General features: G+C 45.8%; 15 protein-coding genes. 6 read left to right on the top strand and 9 right to left on the bottom strand.

The genetic code is table 11. The features are described 5' to 3' along the window. Positions 1 to 139: 139 nt before the first annotated feature. Complete coding sequence (locus QUB70_RS21520; RefSeq protein WP_332983323.1) at positions 140 to 2,602, bottom strand: hypothetical protein; 2,463 nt, start codon at positions 2,600 to 2,602, stop codon at positions 140 to 142. A 73-nt stretch (positions 2,603 to 2,675) separates the two neighbouring features. After that, the gene (locus QUB70_RS21515) at positions 2,676 to 4,418 is read right to left on the bottom strand and encodes a M23 family metallopeptidase (RefSeq protein WP_332983322.1); all 1,743 of its coding nucleotides are present in this window, start codon (positions 4,416 to 4,418) and stop codon (positions 2,676 to 2,678) included. A 561-nt stretch (positions 4,419 to 4,979) separates the two neighbouring features. Here QUB70_RS21515 and pgeF point away from each other — a divergent pair. Then, on the top strand, positions 4,980 to 5,858 hold the full coding sequence (gene pgeF, locus QUB70_RS21510) for a peptidoglycan editing factor PgeF (protein ID WP_332983326.1): 879 nt from the start codon (positions 4,980 to 4,982) through the stop codon (positions 5,856 to 5,858). A gap of 605 nt (positions 5,859 to 6,463) precedes the next feature. Beyond that, positions 6,464 to 7,075 carry a CPP1-like family protein gene (locus tag QUB70_RS21505; RefSeq protein WP_332983320.1) on the top strand — a complete coding sequence of 204 codons (612 nt, stop codon included), beginning with the start codon at positions 6,464 to 6,466 and terminating at the stop codon, positions 7,073 to 7,075. Positions 7,076 to 7,434: 359 nt separating this feature from the next. Here QUB70_RS21505 and QUB70_RS21500 read toward each other — a convergent pair whose 3' ends face one another. Continuing rightward, complete coding sequence (locus QUB70_RS21500) at positions 7,435 to 8,118, bottom strand: HAD family hydrolase (protein WP_332983319.1); 684 nt, start codon at positions 8,116 to 8,118, stop codon at positions 7,435 to 7,437. 809 nt (positions 8,119 to 8,927) lie between these two features. Between QUB70_RS21500 and QUB70_RS21495 the strand changes: the two genes are divergently transcribed. The 4 genes from QUB70_RS21495 (at position 8,928) to QUB70_RS21480 (ending at position 11,716) form a co-directional block, all read left to right on the top strand. Further along, the gene (locus QUB70_RS21495; protein ID WP_332983318.1) at positions 8,928 to 9,386 is read left to right on the top strand and encodes a hypothetical protein; all 459 of its coding nucleotides are present in this window, start codon (positions 8,928 to 8,930) and stop codon (positions 9,384 to 9,386) included. A gap of 100 nt (positions 9,387 to 9,486) precedes the next feature. Then, positions 9,487 to 10,176 carry a PAS domain-containing protein gene (locus tag QUB70_RS21490; protein ID WP_332983317.1) on the top strand — a complete coding sequence of 230 codons (690 nt, stop codon included), beginning with the start codon at positions 9,487 to 9,489 and terminating at the stop codon, positions 10,174 to 10,176. Further along, positions 10,177 to 11,202, top strand: coding sequence for a diguanylate cyclase (locus QUB70_RS21485; protein WP_332983324.1), 1,026 nt, complete (start codon positions 10,177 to 10,179; stop codon positions 11,200 to 11,202). Next, positions 11,183 to 11,716: a GNAT family N-acetyltransferase gene (locus tag QUB70_RS21480; protein WP_332983316.1), complete on the top strand. Its 534-nt coding sequence runs from the start codon at positions 11,183 to 11,185 to the stop codon at positions 11,714 to 11,716. The genes QUB70_RS21485 and QUB70_RS21480 overlap by 20 nt, the downstream gene beginning before the upstream one ends. A gap of 17 nt (positions 11,717 to 11,733) precedes the next feature. Here QUB70_RS21480 and hppD read toward each other — a convergent pair whose 3' ends face one another. The 6 genes from hppD to QUB70_RS21450 form a co-directional block, all read right to left on the bottom strand. Continuing rightward, positions 11,734 to 12,798 (bottom strand): 4-hydroxyphenylpyruvate dioxygenase, encoded by a 1,065-nt coding sequence (hppD, locus tag QUB70_RS21475; protein WP_332983315.1) that lies wholly within the window; start codon positions 12,796 to 12,798, stop codon positions 11,734 to 11,736. A 367-nt stretch (positions 12,799 to 13,165) separates the two neighbouring features. Further along, entirely contained in the window at positions 13,166 to 13,873 is a 708-nt protein-coding gene (locus tag QUB70_RS21470) for an SDR family oxidoreductase (RefSeq protein WP_332983314.1), read from the bottom strand. Positions 13,874 to 13,922: 49 nt separating this feature from the next. After that, positions 13,923 to 15,137, bottom strand: coding sequence for an RNA-guided endonuclease InsQ/TnpB family protein (locus tag QUB70_RS21465; protein WP_332983313.1), 1,215 nt, complete (start codon positions 15,135 to 15,137; stop codon positions 13,923 to 13,925). A 288-nt stretch (positions 15,138 to 15,425) separates the two neighbouring features. Then, positions 15,426 to 16,625: an ISAzo13 family transposase gene (locus QUB70_RS21460; protein WP_332983312.1), complete on the bottom strand. Its 1,200-nt coding sequence runs from the start codon at positions 16,623 to 16,625 to the stop codon at positions 15,426 to 15,428. 500 nt (positions 16,626 to 17,125) lie between these two features. Next, positions 17,126 to 18,535 carry an NYN domain-containing protein gene (locus QUB70_RS21455; RefSeq protein WP_332983311.1) on the bottom strand — a complete coding sequence of 470 codons (1,410 nt, stop codon included), beginning with the start codon at positions 18,533 to 18,535 and terminating at the stop codon, positions 17,126 to 17,128. Between the two features lie 42 nt (positions 18,536 to 18,577). Continuing rightward, the coding region (locus QUB70_RS21450; protein ID WP_332983310.1) for an APC family permease at positions 18,578 to 19,846 on the bottom strand (1,269 nt) is incomplete at its 5' end.

Below are 19,846 nucleotides of genomic sequence, written 5' to 3'. Positions count from 1 at the left end.
GCGTCCCAGACGCGAGCTTTGAGTGGTGCTTTCTGTCGTTTCAGATTTCTTCTCCCCACAATAAAACCACCCTGCTTTTTAAGGGGGGTTAGGGGGGATCTCTCTTAAGTGAACCGTATTGAATTATAACTAATAACTTTTAATTTTTCAACCGATATAGCACCGACTCAGTATTAAAATCTTTCCCGAAAACTGGTTGCAGCGGGCCCTCGGCACTTGTCAGCCAAGATAAAGCTTGTCTGGTGTACTTGTCTGTCTCAGTCAGGGGCCCGAATCCCACAGTCCTAATTTTATTTTGTCGGAGGTTGTCAATCCATGCCGAAAGTCGATCGGCTCTAAACGGCACATATAAAACTTGTCTGTCCAAATTTCTCCCGTAAAACAAGTAGCTGCGGGAACTCAAAAAGAAGCCTATTCTTTCATCTGGTACTGTATTTTTATCAATATATTCGTAAATACCGCGATACAGTTCTGTGCGTGCCAAATCTCGCTTTTCCCTCCAATGACCAATTACTATCAATCCTATACAAACACCAATTATCACTATGTAAATCAACTTTTTTCGGGTAGGAAATAGATGATTCAGCCATCCGAAGCCTGGATTAATTTTCAACCATATCGCAGCCAGCGTCACTGACACAATATAAAATATCGGATCGGGTAATATATATGGCCAACTTGGAGCTAATATTTTCCAGATACTATTAATAGCTTCTACTGGGTTAGACTTAAAATTGTCAATCAACAAACTTCCCCAAACAATACTATCTCCGGTGAAGGAAGCATTTTTTATATAATCAAAAATTGTGTTGTTAGTAATTCCGAACAAACCACTAACCAAAACCACTGCCATAACAACTAGATTTGGAGTTTTCAAGAGAGTTGCTGTAGCTGCTGCGGCGACGGCGAATACGCTTAAAAATGGAAATCCGTATCTGAGGTTAAAACCTAGTATAGGGCTGAGTTGACCGATCGACTCTCCGGCAGTACCCGACGTGTAAGGTGTAATTAAATACAGAATTCCTGTGCTGGCGAGAAGTATAATTAAAATGATATTATTTTGATTGATTATTCTGGTTTTACCTTCGATCAAAGCCAGAGGTGCTGCCAATACCTGAAGTGCGATCGCCAGAAATGGCAGTTGCAATCTAATGATAATTTGTAAGCCGAGAGTTTGCCAGTGGGAAATATTGGTGGGATTAAATTGAGCTGCTAAAGTGCTTTGCCAAATCTTTAAAAGTGGCGAAGCCGGAGGCGCTGGTATGGTAGGTGTTGGCGATGGTACAGTCGGTGTTGGGGACGGCGGTAGGGTGGGTGTTGGCGATGGTACAGTCGGTGTTGGGGACGGCGGTAGGGTAGGTGTTGGCGATGGTACGGGAGACGGTAAGGGAACAGGCTGTAAGGGAATTTGAATCTCGCTGGCATCGCCCACAGGATAATTAACGTGCAGCAAGTTTCTCGCATACCAAAAACCTCCTAAAAGCAAGCAAGAAGCTATGCCGCACAGCAAGACTGGTTTGAGAAAATAGCGAATTCTAAAATTAGCAAGTATGGATTTTTTATTAAGGGCGAATCTTTTAATTTCTAATATTGCTAATCCTCCTAAAAGTGAGGCTGCATAGACTATACCGGTGATTTTTATTCCGGCTAGCATTCCTGCGGCTGCCAAAAATAGGGAAAGTTCGGATTGCGATCGGCTGCTATGATAGGATAAACCTAGATACAAACCGACTGTAAATATTGCGGCTAGCGGTAAGTCTGGGTGAATGGTGTTAACTTGGTTGAGTACCATCGGTACTGTCAATACTAAAGATGATGCTGCCATGCCGTGAATTCGGCTTGCTCCAAATTTTAAGCTCAATAGATAGACTGCAATTCCCTCAAGTACCCAGGCAATTAGCAGGGGACAAGCTGCGAGAAAGTCTTCTCGGAAGGGGAGCACGCACAAAGCAGACAAAACGTGCCAATTGTAGGGATATACTCGGGCTTGCTCGTGTTCAAAAATCCAATTTCCGGCGGCATCTAATAATGTAAATGAATGGGTTTGATACCATCGGGCGATCGCAGGCAGGTGAAACCACAATGAGTCATAATTGGTTGTGGGTTTGGTTGTTAGAGTGTGCCACAGCACAACTCCTGAAAAAGCGGCGGCACCAATAATTAGATATTCGGATAGACCCCGAGGTTGCTGAAGTTGGGGAATCGACCACTGCGAGAAGGTAAAAGCTGTTTGGTTTTTGGCATAAATGACGATTAAGCCGATCGCACAAATCAGAATTTCAGCTATAATTACCGCAGCAATATTTAGGCGATCGGCACTTCCTAAAATCAAGCCGGTACAAACTTGTGCAATGCTCCATCCCGTCAGGAGTACGAGTAGAAAATGGGGAAACGAACAGTTACTGTTTTCGTTCTGATTCTCGAAGGCAAGAGACAAGCTTAAGGGAATCGGGCCGACTACAATAATCAGAAATAAAATTAATTCCCACAAATGCTGCGCTATTAGCATAAGCTGCAATTTACCCATTTTTATTGGTTTTTCCTCGTTCCCAGAAAGAGCCTGGTAACGAAGAAAAGCAACGGGATTGCGTGCCCGTTCCACAAAAGATAAATTTTCTTGCGGGGCGGGCTATTCGCGCGCCCCTAAAAAAATTAATCCAGCCAAGCCCCCATTTTTACCTGCTAGCTTGCTTCTGAGTTTTGGGTTGGGAGGCTTGCTTGTCTTTCGGCTTAGAAGTGTCAGCTTTTAACAGTTCCGGGAATGGCGGCTGGAGGTTGTGAACTTCGATGTCCATTCCCAGCGGCAGAGGTGGAAGCTGGGGCAGATCGTTTTCCAAATCCTTGAGTCCGCTAGCGGTTTGTATTTCCACCATTTTCGGCATTTGCGGTACTTTGGCGGTTTCCAAAGTGCCGATCGCTCTTGCCAGAGCGAATTCTAGCTGAGAGCCCGGGTCGATCGCCACCCAACCCTGGTCAGTCATTTGCCGAACCTCGAAGTGGAGGTGAGGCCCTGTAGACATTCCCGTACTGCCGACGCGGCCGATCGTCTCTCCCTGTTTCACCCACTCTCCCGGTTTCACAAACAGTTCCGAAAGGTGTCCGTAGAGAGTTTCCTGAGACTTTTTGTTGTGGTTGAGAACTACCGTCAAACCGTAGCCGCCCAACCAATCGGCGATCGCCACTTGACCCGCATAGGCGGCCAGTACGGGGGTTCCCAGCGGGGCTCCCAAGTCAGTTCCGGTGTGAAACCTGCCGTAGCCCATAACCGGATGAGTCCGCCACCCAAACGGCGAAGTAATTTCCGCAGCAATAGATAGCGGAAACAGCAAGCTTTTGTTGCCATTTCCGGGCAAGCCTGCGGGACGCGGCGTGAGATTGTAGTAAGCAAAACCTGTATTGCTGTCGCTGCTGACACTAATCGCACCGACTTGAATCGGCCCGAGTCCCATGCTGGGCGCTGGAGCGCCGCCGCCGTAAGATGCAGGGTTAGCCGAGTATCCAGCGTCTGCCGAGTATCCAGCGTCTGCCGAGTAGCCGGGGTTAGCCGAGTAGCCCGGGGGTGCGTAAGCAGATTCCGGCGGGTTTGAACCCCCCCAAAGCTGGCTGCCTATTTCTTGAACGGCTTCACCGATTTTACTGACAGCATTCGGGCTACTATTTCCGGCAACGGTTTCCCGAACATTGCCCGGAAGGCTCGGAGCATTCCCGGGAAGGCTTTCTGGTAGATTTCGAGGAGGAGGAGGTGCAATGTAGGAGTTGCCTGCGATCGGAGTTTCCCGGTTGTAGTTGGGTTCTCCTGCATCTGCCGTCACTGGCTCGGAAACAGGAGGAGGCGCACAACCGCCAACTCCTTGGCAGCCGGTCGATCGTTCTGCAAACTCTATTGTTGCTGGTGCTTCGTAGTCGCTGGTAGCGCCAACGCTGTAGTCTGTTTGGTCGGTTTCTGCGTGGGCTGGGTTAACTGGCGCTTCAAAAGGCGGCTCCTGGGCCGTTGCTTCTGGCAGGGGAATCAGCGCGGGTTCCGGCAGATAATATTGGGTCGGAGGTGGTTCGCTGGCGTACTCCGGCTCGGACGGCGGTTTGGCGTACTCCGGCTCGACGTACGGAACTTCTGCCTGCGGTGCAGGGTCTGGTTCTGGCGACCCTTGGCTGAATTCGGGTTCCGGGGGCGCGATAGGAGCTTCAAATAATGGCTGGAGGTCTGCGGCGCTGGGGACGGCTTGTTCTGCTGGCGGAGTTTCGGCTTGGGCCCACACTATGCCTTTGCTGAGCAGTCCCAGACTGGCAAGGCAACCCAGTCCCACCAGCAGTGAGCGCTCGGACAAAAGGCGCGATCGAGTCCGGGCGCCTGTAGGGTTGTTTTTTTGCTGTTTGGTGTTCAAATGGGCTGTTATTTGCTTGTCTGGAAGTGGTTTCACGATTTTTTTTTCCCAACTCAACAGGGGGCGCAAGGAGATCGAAGTCAATCGATTTTAGATTTGAGATTTTACCCCACTGATAAATCCGGGGGCTGGCGATCGTCCGCGAGGAGCTTTTTTCTCGCTCCACGGATGAATCCGGGGTTGCGACCAAATTATTTTCGGTCAAGATCGAAATGTATTGCAATCCTTATCTTTATTACAGCCCTAAATGATTTTACCGGGCTTGAGGCAATTTTTTTGGCGCATCGAACAAGGTTGAATGCTACTGCGTCGAGCCGCGCGATCGATGCCCTGGTTTTTTCGAGCTTGATTGCACTGGCTCAGGAGTCTGCGAGCGCCAAACTGATGATAGCGCTTTGGTGTTCGTCTATGTTAATTATTTGCCGAATTTTTGCGATGGGTTATGCCAAATTTCGGGCGTTGGTCGTCCTTAAACAAACGGCCTCCTTCAGCGCGATTTTTTGATGAAAGCCGATCGTCCATTTAAACTTAGTCGGCTTTCAATGTTGATTGTTTACAATACAAGGCAAATGATTCGCTTAAAAATAGATGGGTTTCATGACTTTAGCTGGCGATCGCTTGACAAATTTTCCCGACTCTGAATGCGCCGGACAAGCTGACGGTACCGGTTGGCACTGGCAAAGCTGGGAAGGCTTGCCCTATCTGACTTGCAGCTTGCTCGACCGGTGGTCTCACGGCTTTTTTACGCGCGATTTCTCGCCGCGGGGGCCGATCGAGCTGACGGAAATTCTCGAACCCGGAGCCCGGGTTTACCGCCTCCAGCAGGTACACGGCAATGCGGTACTCAACACCACTGAGTTGCCCCCGGTTGTGGCTCCGGGCCCGGAAACCCCGCCCCAAAGCTATGAGTCGGCTGATGGCTTGGTGGCTGTGCGGGAGTTGGAGGCGCTTTGGGTTTGCTCGGCAGACTGCGTGCCGGTGCTGATTGCTGACGATCGCACTGGACTCGTTGCGGCAGTTCACGCGGGTTGGCGCGGGACTGCTGCTAAGATATTACCAGAGGCGATCGCTCAACTTGTGGCGCAAGGCAGTAAAAGAGAAAATCTGAAGATTGCTATGGGGCCGGCGATCGCTGGAAAGGTTTACCAGGTATCTGTGGAAGTGGCTGCGGAACTGGGAGCCACGATTGCTCCCAAGAGTGCCGTTAGTGCGACAGCCGACGGCATCTGCGAGTTTTTGCACCAACTGCCCGCAACGCCTGTATCGGCCGATCCTGAACCGGGAAAAGTACGCTTGGATGTTCGCCTGTGCAATGCTCTGCAATTGCAGCAGTTGGGAATCGATCTTTCTCAACTGGCGATCGCTCCTTTCTGTACTTATTCTGACTCGGCTCGCTTTTTTTCCTACCGCCGCGATCGACTTAAAAAAGTCCAGTGGTCGGGAATTGTGAGCGCCTGCGGGACAAGTCCCTGCTGAAGGCATTCGGCACAAGGTAAAATTTTAGATTGCCTGCTCTAAAAATAACAATCTAAATAAAAATCTTTGGATTGAAAAACTTTAATTTCCGAATGCCTTCTACTTTCTACCTTCTACCCTCGTAAGGTTTGCTGGTTCCTGTCAAAAAGCACTAAAAACTAGCAGCAAAACTTTTGGGAAAGCGGCAAGAGGCCCCGCCCCGCTTTCCTCTCTTGTTAAGATTGCTCTATAACGAGAGTCTTCAGCGGGTTATTACAGTCAGGAACCTCAGCCTAAAGGCATGAGGCTTGAAGGAGAAATCTAACAAGCCATTCTGACCAGCCTAAGTTTTAACAGACTACGTTTTTTGGGTCACGATACCGGAGAATGCGAAGCTAGTTTTCCGCTCTATCGCTGAGAGTTAAACAGTCCTAAGGTCACTGGGACGGTGCTTTCAGCCTAACAAGCCCTTAAAACATTGACCGACAAGCTAACTTTACTCCGAAAGGAGAACGGGACAACCATATCCCGGCGGGGAGGCAACCATACCTCCCCCAACCCCGCAAGGGGATTCAATTCAATGTAAAGCCGTCCTAGAAGGACGGGGTTTCAAACCCATAATTCTGATGAGTGAGCCAACTCCCTATCAACTGCTTGAAGTCGATGAAGATGCTTCCTTTGATGAAGTGCAAGAGGCCCGCACACGTCTAGCCGAGCAGTACAGCGGTGACAAGAAACGTTTGGAATCGATCGAAGTTGCTTATGACGCGATCCTCATGGATCGCCTGCGCCAGCGACAGGAAGGTAAAATTAAAGTACCCGAACGCATCCGCTTTCCCGAGCGGCTGACTCCCGCACCCCCAAACTTTACTCCGTCTGCTCCGTCGGGCAGCCCTGCTTGGTTGCAGCGGCTGATCGATACTCCTAGTCGATCGGACATTTTGTGGCCGGCTGGGGTGTATGTCGGGTTAGGCGGACTGAGTATTTATCCGGCGGCTAATGATTCTTTACTACAGTTGACTCTGGCTCTTGGAGTCGGTTCTTGTCTTTATTTTGTTAATCGCAAGGAACAAAAATTTGGTCGGGCTGTGCTGCTGACTGTGGCTGGCTTGGTTATAGGCTTGGTGCTGGGAGGCCTTTTGGGCCCTTTGGTCAGTACGGCATTTATAACAACAGAGAAATTTATCGCTTTGTTTACGTTTTTAATTCTGTGGCTGGTTAGCGGTTTTCTGCGATAGTCAGTTGACAGTTGGCAGTTGACAGTTGACAGTTGACAGTTGACAGTTGACAGTTGACAGTTGGCAGTTGACGGTTGACGGTTGACAGTTGACGGTTGGCAGTTGGCAGTTGGCAGTTGGCAGTTGACAGTTGACAGTGGTTAATTATTGTTATTGATTAATTGTTAGTGGTTGGTTCGTAGTTTTTAGGTGTTAGTAGTTGTTACCAATTACCAATTACCAATTAACAATTAACAATTACCAATTACTAATTACTAATTACCAATTAACAATTGCCAATGACTAATGACTAATGACTAATGACTAATGACTACTGACTAATGACTACTGACTACTGACTACTGACTACTGACTACTGACTACTGACTATCTAAAATAATCTCAACTGCTTCGCTCAAATTGTTAGCAATTAAATCCGGTTGGTGCATTTCTAGTTGGGTGCGATCGCGAATTCCGCACAAAACACCAATTACCTTGACACCGTGCGTTTTTGCTGCTACAATATCTGCCTCCGTATCCCCAACCATCCAAAGGTCAGAAGCCGGTGGCATTTCGGCGAGAGCTTTTGCCATCAGCAGGGGTTTATCTTTGACATCCCCGGTTTTGACGTAATCGTTGGAAAGGCAATAGCGGCGGTTTTCTGGGAAAAAATGCCCTAAATTGCAGCGGTTGAAGGCTTCGTCCAGTTCCCTGACGCGGCGCATGGTCATCACCGCTAAGTCTACTCCAGCGCGCTGCACCTTTTCGAGGGTTTCCAGAGCGCTGGGGACTGGTCGATCGTACATCAGGTAGGGGAACGTATGGACGGTTTGACGGCGTTTCTGGGCAAATTCCCGGGCTTGGGCTGCGTCTAATCCTGAGAGGATGCCGATTTCGGTTTCGGGAACCCGCGCGCGCTTCATGTCCCAAAACTCGGCTTTCGGTAATTCGCGCACTGCTTGCCCCTCGCGTTGAGTCTGGACCAGACACTCCTGGTAAACTCGGTAATAGCGATCGGACACGTCCATAATCGGGCCGTCAAAGTCGGTAATAAGTCTCAGCATTTAGCAGAGTATTTTTAAGATTTTATACAAATTGTTCGATATTATATCACTAAAAGGTAACACTTTCTTTAAAAAAATTGACACAAATATCTAGGGGAGGTAAGGTCTATAGGAATTGTGCTAATTAGACCTCTTGCAAAAATAACTAGGACGGGCAAGATGCCCATCCCACAAAATTTTTTTTCTTGTGGAATGGGCATCTTGCCCGTTCCAGAATTTGATTAAAAGGATTTTTGCAAGAGGTCTATTAAAGGAAACATTTGAATTAAACTGTGTCGCTCCTCAACTTTAGCGGTTGTAACCAACCCATATCGGGGAATTTAAAATTAAGATGTGCGGCACAAATAGTGCAAACCGCTACGTATTGTTCATGCAGCAGATTCCACGTTTATGAAGGACACCTGCCGATCGATCTATCCCGCCGTAGGGACACGGCACTGCCGTGTCCCTACTTCATAAACCTGGAATACGCTGTAAATCTAGCCCTAAATCTAGGCTGAGTTGAGGCTGAGTTTAAATGATTGTTCAAAACCTTTTATCGAACTCATATTCTGCTAGCTTTGTCAAAGACAAAATAAATTAGAGGAGTCCAATTTACTCTTGGGTTAAATTAATCAGCAGTAAAATTTGCTGGCACCTGTCAATAGTTAAAACTCGCTATCAATAGCTTGGTACTTACACATCGAGCGCGTATTTATGTCATTGCGAGCGCAAGTAGAGCTTTCACAAACATTGATTTATCCTAACAGTTGCATAAGCTAAGTAGCCATCAAACAACAACTAACTTTACCTGCCAACCTTTGAGATTGATGTTTTACAATAAAGAAATGCTGCCAACATTCAGCTTACATATCAGCCCCAGAAATATTAAAAATCTGCTTGACAAACTGTTATCTTTACGTCGAATTGAATACCTGGCAGTCGATCGAGAACTGAAGATTCAAGAAACATCCTTGAACCTGCAAGAGTTTGCCGACATTCCTAATGGAGTCGAAAAAGAAAAATATGTGCGCGATAGTTTTCCCGAACCGATCGGAATTGAAGAAGTGCTAGACGATATTCTTGAAGAACGACAGCCAACTTTCCAATTAAAATCAGTAACAAGAGTTTTAAATGATGGCTCTTATTTGTATCTAAATTTGTATATTTTTGGTCAGAAAGAACAGCTTAAGCCAGAGAGAGAGATTAATTATTTTATGCGAAGACGTAACAGACACTGCTTCTCTTCAGCAAAGTCTGCTTCAGGCAGCGAACGAAAACAGTATTAAAGTAGATTACTTGGCGGCGGCTCGCGATTATATTGATAAAGTTATTAACTAACTAAATGATATTTTATTTGTGACAACGCGATCGGGAAAAATTAAAAAAGTGAATAAATCCACACAACTATTATTTGGATATACCGAAGCAGAATTAATCGGTAAACCCATCTCGATGATTGCGGCTGACGAGGAATTATTGCGTCAAGTTAGCCAGCTACCTGCTGAACTTAAAACAGAATCTTGGCATCAAGTAAAAGTAGCTTGTACCACTAAAAAAAATTCAAAGCTGACAGTTGCATTTTCCTGCTCTACTATCGAAACAAGCATAGAAAGCAAGCACTCACAAAACGAAACCATACAAGATTTTGTCTGTGCGGGCAGGGATATCACCGAGGAACAGCGGACAAAAAAGCGTCAAGCAGCACAGTATGCAGTAGCTCGCATCATGTCAGAATCTGGTTCTTTAGAGAGCGCCACTCCGAAAATTTTGCAAGCTATCTGTGAAAGTTTGGGGTGGGATATCGGCGAACTTTGGACGCCTGCGGATGAAAAAGAGACTAAATTTGATGCGGAACACAGGCGCGACAAAGTACCATTTTTGTTCGCTGCACCAGATACTGCTGTTGAAAATATCCCTTTTCTGCTGCGAGTGGGAGTTTGGTGGCGGGGGACAGAAGTTGGCGAGTTTGTGGAACATTCCAAGCAGATTACTCTAGAGCCGGGTGCGGGTTTGCCGGGAGTAGTTTGGAACACGAGTTATCCGCAGTGGATTACGGATAAGCTTTTGTGCATTTAAATTGTATATTTCGAGTCCCGATCGAACAATCGTCAAATCCTCTCCCCCTCTCCCCTTCTCCCCCTCTCCCCCTCTAATACCATAGGCAATCTAGATGCAACACAGCTTATTCTTAAAGATGGCAATTTCGTGCGATCGCACTTAGCGGCTAAAGCAGGATTGCGCTCTGCCTTCGGTTTCCCGATTCGCGCTAGCGGTCAAGTCGTAGGGGTAATGACTTTTTTTTGCCGGGAAAAACAGCCGCCGGATGAAGATTTGCTTCAAATGATGGCTGCTGTCGGTTCTCAATTAGGGCAGTTTGTCAAGCGCAAATATGCGGAGAAAGAATTGCAAGAAGCTGAATCTTCAATCCGATTTTTGTACGAACAAGAAAAGCGGCAAAGTAAAGAATTAGCTTGGCAAAATTTAGCTTTAGAACAAGCCAAATTAGAATTAGAAGCAGCTAACCTGGAATTGCAGCGGCTCGCTTCTGTGGACGGACTGACTCAGATTGCTAACCGCCGCTGTTTTGACAAAACATTTAAATCGGAATGGCAGCGGATGGCTAGAGAGAAAGAGCCAGTGTCTTTGATTTTGCTGGATATCGATTTTTTCAAACTTTATAACGATCTTTACGGCCATCAAGGAGGCGACGAATGTTTAAAAAAAGTGGCTAAAATTTTAGAGAGAAATGCTAACCGGGGAGGCGATTTAGCGGCCCGCTACGGCGGCGAAGAATTTGCGGTAATTTTGTCGCGGACTGATGTGAAAGGGGCAATGCGGTTAGCTGAATCAATTCGCAGCGATTTGAAAGCAGCGGGAATTTTTCACGCTGCTTCCAGGGTAAGTGAGTTTGTAACTCTCAGTATCGGGGTCGCTAATGCTGTGGTTGCTGCTGGTTTATCGATTGAGGGATTAATTGGAGAGGCCGATCGAGCGCTGTATCGAGCTAAACTAGAAGAGCGCGATCGCATAGTTTGCCTAGACTCGAAGATAGAATTGCAGGGCGGAAAAGGAGTATTTTCTGATGATTGTGAGAGAAGCTAAAATCGCTGACGCACGTGCAATTGCACGGGTTAATGTAGACACTTGGCGGACAGCTTACCGAAAAATCGTACCAGCAGATTACCTGGCACAGTTATCCTATGAAAAGGGAGAAAGCAATTGGCGAGAAATCCTCGTAAACGCAGAAAAAAGTGAAGATTTTGTGTGCGTTGCTGAGAATGAACTAGGACAAATTGTTGGCTTTGCTGCGGGCGGCTGCGAACGAACTAACAAATATATTTATAAAGGAGAATTATTTGCGATCTATATTTTGCAGGAATATCAGCATCAAGGAATCGGACGAAAACTCGTGGTAACAGTTGCAGCAAAACTGGCTCAATTAAACTTAAATTCGATGTTAGTTTGGGTTTTGAGAGATAATTCAGCCTGTAGATTTTATGAGATTTTGGGAGGTAAGAAAGTGGACGAACAGCAAATAAATAGAGCAGGAGTTCTACTCAAGGAAATTGCTTACGGGTGGACGGATCTAACAATGCTGCTCGACAGACCCGCATGACCTAAAAAGTGGAAATTTTATCCATCATCGATCAAACTTCCCCTCTTCATTTGTTCCCGTTCAATTGCCTCAAACAAAGCCCGAAAATTCCCAGCCCCAAAACCTCCAGCTTGCACCTGTTTGCCGTTAACCAAAGTAACTCGCCGCTCAATAATCTCGAAAAAGAAAGTCGGTTCTGCAAAAATTGGCTGGGTAAAGATTTGCAGCAGCATCGCTGCGGGAGTCTCTTCTTGCCAATCTGCCAAAACTTGACAAGCTGCAATTGCTTGCCAATCTGGCGGCACATAGTTTTGTCGCTGCTGCAATTGGGAGTAATATGTTGGAGGAACCGGCAGAAAAGACAAACCGCGCGATCGCAAATCGGCAACAACACCTACAATATCAGCAGTTTGCAAAGCCATGTGCTGAATTCCCGGCCCCCGATTTGCACTCAAAAACTCTTGAATTTGAGAATTAGCTGATGCCGGTTCGTTAATCGGGAATTGCACCCCGCCTTCAGCGTGCACCATAACTTGACTGCGTAAAGCCGACTTCTCAGTCTGAATGTCAAAATTTTGCTGCGGCCCAAAACCTAATATTTTTTGATACCAACTAACAGCACTTGACAAATCGCCCGATTCAACATTTAACACTACGTGGTCGATCAGGGTAAACAGCGGCAGCTTAGCAGAAGCCCGCAGCAGTGAATTCTCGCCAATTCCCTCAACAAGCGTGTGGCTTAAATCTCCCCAACCAGCGATTTTTGCCCGCTTAAAATAGCCTCCTTCGTTTAGGTCTTCTTGAATCGGTTCCAGGATTTTAGCGCCTTCGGCAGCCGCTCTAGCTACCGCTAATTCGATATTTTTTACCCGAAAACCTACATCGGCAATCCCCGGAGGATGAAACTTCAACCAACTAGCAGCGGGACTAGCCGATGTCAAGGGCGAAGACAAAACAAAACATACATTGCCACTGCTGACAGCTTCAGTGCGAGTGTGGCTGTTGGCATAACCTGCTATTGATTGAAAGCCTAAGTGGCTGACAAACCAGTCGCGGGATAGTTTAGCATTTTCAACGTAAAATTGAATGCGATCGAACTCCATAATCAATAATTGAAAATGGAAACTGAAAAATGGAAACTCTGCCGATTTTCAGTGGGAAACTGCAAGGAAGGGATTGAGGAAGAGATATTTTTCATATATTTTTCGTGTACCCACTAAATAATAAGGTAAAAATTGAATATCCTAACTCCCTCTGAAGGCAGAAATACGCCGGCATTTAAAACAAAACCGGTATCTGCGATAACTTGGGTTTGACCGTGAGTGCTTCGCCAAGCGGTAAGGTGCGGTGTGTATGAAGTCTTACATATAGATGTTCGGCGCAAGTTCTCAAACCTGAAAAGGTCGTAATTTGTCTTGCCTTCAGCTTGCGGCACCTTCTCTTTCCTGCGTTCCAATCACTCCTGAATCGCTAAAAGAACAAATGACTTTCCGGCTGAATATTAATCTCCATCGGCACAGCTTGCGGGTCAGCAGAAAGAGCAAACATAATTGCATTTGCAGCAGTTTCGGTACTCAGCATTTTTGACCTGTCTACCTTCAAACTCACATTATCCCAAAACGGAGAATCCACCCCACCAAAATAGAATAACGTAAACTTAACACCGTAGCGCCGCAGCTCATCGGCCATGCACTTGCTGAAACCAACTACTCCAAACTTTGAAGCGCAATAAGCCGTTCCCATTGCCATCGAATGCTTGCCCAAAATCCCGATGACATTGCAGATGTGGCCGGATTTGCGGTCTTTCATCACATTCGCCGCTGCTTGAGATGTGTAAAAACTGCCTTTCAAGTTCAAGTCAAGCATCGCATCTAAATCAGCGGGTTCTAACTTGTTCCACTGCTTGAGAATTCCCGCACCGGCGGCGTTTATGAGAGCATCAATTTGTCCAAAGTGTTTTACAGTTGTCTGCATTAGCGTCTCGACTTGCTGCAAATCGGTGATATCTGTAGGTACTGACAGTACCTCTGTTGCCGACAATTCGCCAGCTAAAGCGTCTAACTTGCTGCTGTTTCTGGCGGCGAGCACCAGCGTCGCACCCGCGTCGGCGAGTTTGCGGGCCACCGCTGAACCGATGCCGCCCGTTGCACCTACCACAACCACAACTTTGTCTTGCATATCCCTTTACATTTCTTTACGTCCAGATTGTATGTTGACACTCCCCTGCCTAAAGGCGAGGGGATTCTTTGTTCACAGAGCCGACTTGCTGAGGCAGGATTTCTCCAACCAAAGTAGGGGTCAATTCTCCCAAAGCGTTATTTGCATCTAGTGCAAGGGTTCCGGTATGCCCTACCGTACCCAATCCCCGACTTAGGATATTTCTAGCGGCATTGAAATCTCTATCCATCAGACAACCACATTTACAGGCGTGAGTTCTGGTGGATAGCGTTTTTTTGACAATTTCACCGCAGCTAGAGCATTCTTGGCTGGTATATTGCGGATTTACCGCAACCGTTACGCGCTGGAATACTTTTCCAAAATATTCCAGCCATACACGGAACTGATACCAAGATGCGTCGTTAATAGACTTAGCTAAACAGTGATTTTGCACCATATTCTTGATTCTCAAATCTTCGTATGCTATCAAGTCGTTTGACTGAATTACGCACCTTGCCAATTTCACGGCATGGTCTTTACGTTGCCTACTTATTTTGAGATGACGCTTGCCTAAAATCTGTCGAGCTTTGCCTCTATTTTTTGAGCCTTTGACTTTTTTCGATACTCGACGCTGACTGCGTTTGAAAACACGTTCGCCTTTTCGTAGGAATTTAGGGTTTTCAACCGTGACTCCGTTTGAATCGGTGTAGTATTCTTTCAGCCCAACGTCTAATCCGATAGTATTACCTGTCGGCTCTGTGTTTTCCGTTCTATTGACATCTATACAGAATTGAACGTAAATACCGTCAGCACGTTTTACTAATCGAACCCGTTTAATTTGGTTGATTTGGTAAAAATGCAAATCGCGAGTACCTTTTAGTTTCAGCTTGCCGATCCCTTTTTTATCGGTGAAAGTTATCGACTTTCTGTCTGGAGCAAGTTTCCACCCAGTCGATTTGTACTCGACTGAACGGCAGTCTTTATGAAATTGCGGATATCCTTTTTTACCGGGAATCTTTTTCTTACAGTTTTCGTAGAACCGAGAGATAGCAGCCCAAGCGCGTTCGGCACTTGCCTGTCTTGCCTGAGAATTGAGTTCGTCAGCGAACGGAAAAGTTGCTGCTAGTACAGCACAGTATTTATTCAAGTCGTACTTGTTCTTTTTCGGATTGTCGATCCAGTAGCGTAAACAGCTATTGCGAACAAACTGGGCAGTCCGAATTGCTTCGCCTACCGCATCAAACTGACTTGAATTTCCGTAAGTCTTAAACTCAAAAACTAGCATTGCTCTCACCTCCATCCTTATGCTATCGCCTTCAGCACAAGAGTGGTGAATGTGTAATGAAAGTTTACAATTAAAGCCGTCCTAGAAGGACGGGGTTTTGGCTCTTCTGGGTTTAGGGTAAATATTGTATTATTGGATACAATTATGACGATTTTGTATTAGTGAAACCCTTGCTAGAAAAGGCTTACAACTCATATTAGCTTTGTTTGTCACCGCAAACCCAGAAGACCCGGGGTTTTAAACCCAATTATGTGATAAGAGAACTCCACAAAAAAAATGATCCAACAACTATGTGGGTTTAGCGAAAATTTCCACGAACCATTTTTGAAGATTGGGGAGGCGATTAATCTGAGTTTCAATTTCTGCCATAGCTAATTTGTTGAGTGTAACTCCTGTAGAGTAAATTGTTTCAACCAATTTCACTACTGGATTTTTACCGTTAAATGTGAGATTTTTTCCAAAATTTACGACAGTCTCAACCGTATCAAGTAAACTACCATTCCAATGCTTTTCTAACCAACCAAAACAACGCTCTACCGGGTTATATTTGCTATGATATGGCGGATAATAAGCTAGTTGTAACGTCAGTTGAGATGATGTAGCAAAATCTAAAATCCGTTTCATAAACTGAGTACGACGAGAATTATTTTCTGGTCCATTATCCTGATTGATGACCAATTTTTGAATGTGACTAAAACGGTGTTTGACCGTTTTCCACCAACTTTCAAGTAAGTCAACAATACAATCAGCCGTCAATTTAGAGGTAACGAAAAACAAAAATAACTCGTTGTACTCAGGCAGAAAAATGCCATAGGGAATCACGGTTGATTCAGTCGCAAAATCGTGGTCAAGCGCAATAGTTGGCATCCGATTTTTACCACAAGCATCAAATTCTCCAACTTTGACTGCTGCCTTGGCATCAATGGAGATTCGGAGAGTATTAGGGTCATGGTCAGCTTCTGTATTGATTTGTTCGAGTTGTTCAAAAATAGCTTCAGTTTCCGGAATTTTTTTGATGGGTTTAATTTTAAGAACTCGTTTTAAGTTATAACCCAAATCATTCAATCTTCGTCGAATTGTTTCTACGGTCGGTAGTTCTTCATCACTATAACCAAATTGTTCAATTAGTTGACGACGAACTTCACTTGCAGTTATGCGTGTATATAATCTCGTACTCTTAAAGCTAGGGTCAGTTTGACTTTTTGGGTCTGCTAATAATTTAATATCATTCAATAAGTTGGGTAATTTTATTTCAACCCGCTTACGCCCACTGCGGTGGAAACCATCAACAATTGGCTGACCACTTTTCAATTCTTGCATCCCTTTACGGATGGTGCGTCTATTCCATCCCAACTCCCGTTCTGCCAAGGTTTGTCCACCTATTCCCAAACCTTTGACTACGAATGCCATGAATTGTCGTCTGTCTGTCCCCTTGAGTTTTTTCGCTGTTGTGATGTAAAGAGATTTTAGATGTTCAGTTAGTTTCATGAGAAATTTTAGAGATATAAGATATGCTACACACTGAAATTATTTTTCGGTCATTATTCGGTTATTATAGGATCAATCATTCTGTGGCTGTCTCTAACTCAAGTTATGGGAATTGGGGAATGGGGAATGGGGCATGGGGAATTGGTTGTTTGTTATTGGTTGTTTTATAATTGCTCCTTCTTCCTGATATCCGTTACATCCGTTACATCTGAGATGTTGCACCATTCTCAATTACTTGTTTAGGAACAGGCTTTCCGGCCTGTTCCACAAGAGATAAATTTTATTGTGGAACAGGCCAGAAAGACTGTTCTGACAATGGTGCAAGATGTGAGTTACATCCGAAGAAAGCGAATCCGTTGCCGAACTTCCTTATTTTGAGGCGTTGCTGATTTACCGTATGAAAGACTAAATATGCAAATCCTAGAAACCAGTATCTACAAAGCTTCGGGATTTTCAACTTATTTTTTTCATACCCTGATTAAGCAACGCCCTTATTTTGACTATTTTAGAGAAACTTGCCAGCCTTTTTCTACTTTTTTTAGCTGGAGAGAATCGCAGGATTGCAAAAATTTAGGAAACTTTCTACCGAGATTGAAATCCTTAATTATTTGGGTAATTTGTTTGCCGTATTGTCTGTGAAATTCGCTGCCTACATTGGAGAGAAATACAGAATTGTTAGGAGAGTTGCCAGTTAGGTCGCCAACTATTTTTACAAGAGCTGTTTCCAAGTCTTCCAGGGAATTAATATCTGTTAAGCTCGCAGGTTCTGCGATGCTAGCATTCAGATTTTCTTTGCTAAGTATTGGCGGTGGGGGCGACAATTTCACTTCAAAAAGAGTGACGTAAGTTTGAGAAGTTTCTGAGGGTTTGTGGACGACAAACTCGGTCGGATATTTGAGAAATATCTCCCTGGTTTTAGTGCCGAGCAAATGATTGGCAACAACTTGATTGAGGACTAAACCGTAATTCTCCTTAAATAAAGCTGAAACTGTAGAAATTTTTATCCACTGAGTTGAGGTGCGTTGTTGCTCTTTTTTGATTAATTCTTTTAGCTGAATAACTAATTGTTCTAAGGGTGTAATTTCCGGTATAGTTACGAGGGAATGGGTTTCAACTTGTCCGGTTTTGCTGTTTAAAACTATGATTTTATCTATTTGCTTGCGGACTTGAAAGACGGTTAATCCGTGGGCTTGCAGCGTGTTGCTGAGGTGGGTGAGGGCGCGATCGGACGAACAGACAAAAATCTCTTTGGCTGTGGGATAATGTACGAAAATCGATGCGCCGACTGTAGCCATTTTCAGGTCAGCGCTGTCTTTGCCGGGGGGGACGTGAATTAGTTGGTAGCCGCGCTGGTGAAATTCGGCATCTTTTTTGCCCATGCTGCGCCAGTTGGCAAAGGCAACTTTGATTTGGATGGGATAGTGGCAAATTCCCTCTAGGAATTTTTCGGTTTCGAGGGTGAGTTGCAAGTTTTCGACATCTAGCAGCAAGATAGCAATGCCGGTAGGATGCGAATTTGTTTGATTTGCGGTGGGAGTTGGAGGTTTTGAGGAAACTGAGTTTTGTGATTTAGCTGGTGCTGTTTGAAATTGGGCTAGCTGCTGAATTTTAGCAAATAATTTGCTGAATTGAGGTGAATTAATGAATTCAGGAACCAGCAGAATTTGTAGGTATTTTTTCGCTGTCAGCAGCAGGGAATCTGTATCGCTGGCTACTTTGAAATTTTTTGTCAATTTTCCAATCAAAACTGACTGAAAATCAGGTTTTGCCCAAAGGGTTTTCCTGTATTTTTCAGCTATCCATTCGGGATGCTGTTCCTGAATGGAAATTAGTGTTTGAGCGATATAGCGACTGATGGCGCTGACTGCGGCAGGTTCTTGAGTCGCCAGTAAGGGAGTTCGATCGGGCATGGCCCTCTACAATGCGGAATGCTGTTTCAATTTATCACAATTCTAGTTTTTCGCTGGCAGTCGGACGATCGCCCGCCAAATTAAACCGGCGGCAATTAACGCCAATCCCACCAACCAAATTTGCCTCTCCACCCAGAAAGCCAGAAACAAACAACTCCCCAAACCCACCCAAGCCAGCCACTTGGGGTAAAGCCTTTCGGAGGGGGAAAGTCGGAGCGCGGCGAGGTTGGTGATAGCGTAATATATCAGAATGGTAAAAGCGCTAAATGACCAAGTGGTTTTGACATCGCCGAGGAGAATTAAAAGTGCGATCGCGACTTCCACAGCAACTACGGCTACATAAGGCGTTGTCTGGGAGGGATTGAGCCGCGCCAAGACTCTCGGCATATCCAGGCGGCGCCCCATCGCCAGCAATATCCGCGACAGCCCTAAAATTAAGTTCAGCAGCACTCCCAGCATGGCTGTAATTGCACCGACAGCTAGCAGTTGAGAAACTCCTGGAATTGGGAAACTCCGGGCGATGACTTCCAAGGGTGCAGCCGTCCCACCTGTTTGCAGGGATAATTTATCAACACCCCCCACGCCAACAAAGACTATTGCTACCGCCACGTAAAGCAGCATTGTCAGCACCAAAGTGAAAATTATGGCTTTGGGAATGGTTTCCCTCGGTTCGCGCACTTCCTCGCTCATTGTGGTGATGCGGGCGTAACCGCTATAAGCGACAAACATCAGGGCGGTGGCGTGGAGGATGGAGTCGATCGAGCTATCATTCTGTACGGTGGTCATTTCCCACCTTACCTCTGGCAAACCGACAGCAACAAACACCGCCAAGGATAAAAGTGTAACTGAGACTATGGCAGTATTGGCAATATTCGATCGCCTAATTCCCGTCAATACAACTAGAGTGAGAGTGGCTGCGGCGACTAAAGCTGTTAGGATGAGATAAGTGCGATCGGCAACACCCACTGCATTTAAAAAATACCCCGCAAAACCCAAAGCAGCAGTAGCAGCAGAAGCCGTTTTCGCCAACAAAAACATCCAGCCGGCAGTGAAACCCAGCCAAGGATTGAGATATTTGTAGCCATATTCATAAGTACCACCGCTGACAGGATGATTTGCCGCTAATTGAGCGCTGTTAAGGCCATTGCAAACAGCAACTAAAGCAGCAATACCCACAGCCACAATCACTCCCGATCCCGCAATTTCCGCAGCAATGCCGATACTCACAAATACTCCGGTGCCGACGATTGAGCCCAGCCCCATCAGAGTAGCGCCGAAAACACCCAATTCTCGCTTAAGCAGTGGTGAAGA

Source organism: Microcoleus sp. A003_D6, from assembly GCF_036702825.1.
Classification (GTDB): Bacteria; Cyanobacteriota; Cyanobacteriia; order Cyanobacteriales; family Microcoleaceae; genus Microcoleus.
Note: the sequence above shows the minus strand (reverse complement) of the source record. Positions and strands in the feature narration are given on the sequence as shown.